Source organism: Pseudomonas sp. HMWF021 (assembly GCF_003061005.1).
Taxonomy (GTDB): Bacteria; Pseudomonadota; Gammaproteobacteria; order Pseudomonadales; family Pseudomonadaceae; genus Aquipseudomonas.
The window spans coordinates 5026-7487 of record NZ_QAIK01000161.1 but is presented as its reverse complement, the minus strand read 5'-3'; the positions used below and the strand labels follow the sequence as shown (position 1 = coordinate 7487).

General features: G+C 61.6%; 2 protein-coding genes. Both read left to right on the top strand.

Features of this window, described 5'->3' with window-relative positions; genetic code table 11:
- Window positions 1-196: 196 nt before the first annotated feature.
- On the top strand, window positions 197-1318 hold the full coding sequence (gene zapE, locus DBR18_RS23045; protein ID WP_108592042.1) for a cell division protein ZapE: 1122 nt from the start codon (window positions 197-199) through the stop codon (window positions 1316-1318).
- 214 nt (window positions 1319-1532) lie between these two features.
- The coding region (locus tag DBR18_RS23040; RefSeq protein ID WP_108592065.1) for a leucine-rich repeat-containing protein kinase family protein at window positions 1533-2462 on the top strand (930 nt) is incomplete at its 3' end.

Sequence of the window (2462 nt, the reverse complement as noted above, 5' to 3'; positions counted from 1 at the left end):
TTGCGGTGCCGGGATATGTTTCGAAAGGTTGGCAACAAGGCGAATTACATCGCTGAAAATAGTTGTACGTCCGGCACAAATCCGTTCACTGATCGCCCACAGTCGATGAGTCGCGATGGAACGCCGCCGCAGCCTCTGGTTACACTACGCCGCCGCGCGCCCGGGCGCCGGCCGATGAACACGGAGTGACTGCACAGTGCCCCCTCAAGCGCCCAAACGATCGCCTCTGACCCCACGCTGGTCGGCGCTGCGCCGCTGGTTCGCCAAGGGCCGCCCCGCCAATGCCGGGCAGGACGCCAGTGCCCGGATGGTCCGCGAATATTTCCGCCACAAGGCCCAGGCTCAGGGCTACACCCTCAGCCACAGTCAGCAGCGAGTGATCGACTGCATGGCGCAGCAGGCCAGCCTGTTGTTCGGTGCCCGCGCACAAACGCCACCGAGCCTGTACCTGCATGGTGCAGTCGGACGTGGCAAGAGCTGGCTGCTCGACGGTTTCTTTCAGGCACTGCCGACCACGCAAAAGCAGCGCGTGCATTTCCATGATTTTTTCGCCCGTCTGCATCAGGGCATGTTCGAGCATCGCGCACAGGACGATGCCCTCGCCGTCACGCTCGACGCACTGCTGCACGATTGCCGTGTGCTGTGTTTCGACGAATTTCATGTGCATGACATTGGCGATGCGATGCTCATCACCCGGCTGTTCAAGGCCTTGTTTCAACGCGGCATCCTGTTGCTGGTGACCTCCAACTACCCGCCGGAAGGCTTGCTGCCCAACCCGCTCTATCACGCGCGGTTCAAACCGGTGATCGATCTGATCAACGCCCGCATGCAGGTCATGGAGGTCGGTGGCCCTCACGATTACCGCAGCCACGCGAGCAATCATGCGCATCAATTGTTCACCCAGGGCCACTATGTGTGGCCGGCCACCGCAACACAGCGCCAGGCCTTGAACCTGCCGCCGCAGGACGCCCCGGCCATCGCGCTGACGGTGGGCAACCGGCCGTTTCAGGCAAGACTGTGCGAGGGTCGCAGCATCGGTTTCACCTTCAATGACATCTGCGAGCAGCCGACCGCGGTGATGGATTACCTGGAGCTGTGCCGACAGTTCGACCGCTGGATCATCGACGATCTGCCGGAACTGGGCGAATGCTCGATCGCCGCGCAACAGCGCTTCATCAACCTGATCGACGTGCTCTACGATCAGGACAAACACCTGACCCTGCTCGGCCGCTTGCCACTGCGCGAGGCGCTCGGCGGCAATGCCATCGACCTGGCCCGGACCCGCAGCCGTCTGGGGCAGTTGCAGGAAATCCACTGACCACATTGATCACCACCGAATACCACTGTGGGAGCGAGCTTGCTCGCGAAAGCGGAGTGTCAGTGACGAATCAAAGACTGACAGGACGCCTTCGCGAGCAAGCTCGCTCCCACAGAGGATCAGGGTGTTCTTCAGTGCAAATCCAGCCATTGCCGTTATCATGTCGCCCATTCCGAGCGCCCGCCGCTTTCTTCATTTGATAGTGAACATCCACATGCACACCCTTGCTCAATTGCGCGCCGGCGAGTTGTCGGGCATTACCCGGCTTGATCTATCCTGCGGGCTGACCGAGTTTCCCCGGGAGATTTTCGAGCTGGCCGATACGCTGGAGGTGCTCAACCTCAGCGGCAACGCCTTGAGCAGTCTGCCCGATGATCTGCACCGTCTGACCAGAATGCGCATTCTGTTCTGCTCGGATAACCGCTTCACCGAAGTGCCCGCCTGCGTCGGCCAATGCGCAGCGCTGACGATGATCGGCTTCAAGGCCAACCGCATCAGCCACGTGCCGGGCGCAGCATTGCCGCCGCTGCTGCGCTGGTTGATCCTGACCGACAACTGCATCGAAAGCCTGCCGACAGAACTGGGCGAGCGCCCCTACCTGCAAAAACTGCTGCTGGCGGGTAATCGCCTGCAGGCGCTGCCGGCGTCGATGAGCCAATGCCATCGCCTGGAACTGATCCGCATTGCCGCCAACCGCATGCGCGAGTTACCACAATGGCTACTGACCCTGCCGAGCCTGACCTGGCTGGCGTACGCCGGTAACCCGCTGGAAACAGAAGCCGATGCCGCCGCACTGGAAGCCACGCCGCTGATCGACTGGTCAGCGCTGCGCCTGGAGCAGCGTTTGGGCGAAGGTGCTTCGGGAGTGATATCCAGAGCTTTGTGGCAACGTGCCGACGGTTCGCAAATGCCAGTCGCGGTGAAGCTGTACAAAGGTGAAATGACCAGCGACGGTTCACCGCTGCACGAGATGAACGCCTGCATCACCGCCGGCCTGCACCCGAACCTGATCCGCGTCGAGGGGCGTATTCAGGGGCATCCTGAGGGACAACACGGGCTGGTGATGCAACTGATCAATCCGGACTTTCGCAATCTGGCCACATTGCCGAGCCTGGCGAGTTGCTCGCGGGATGTGTATGCCGAC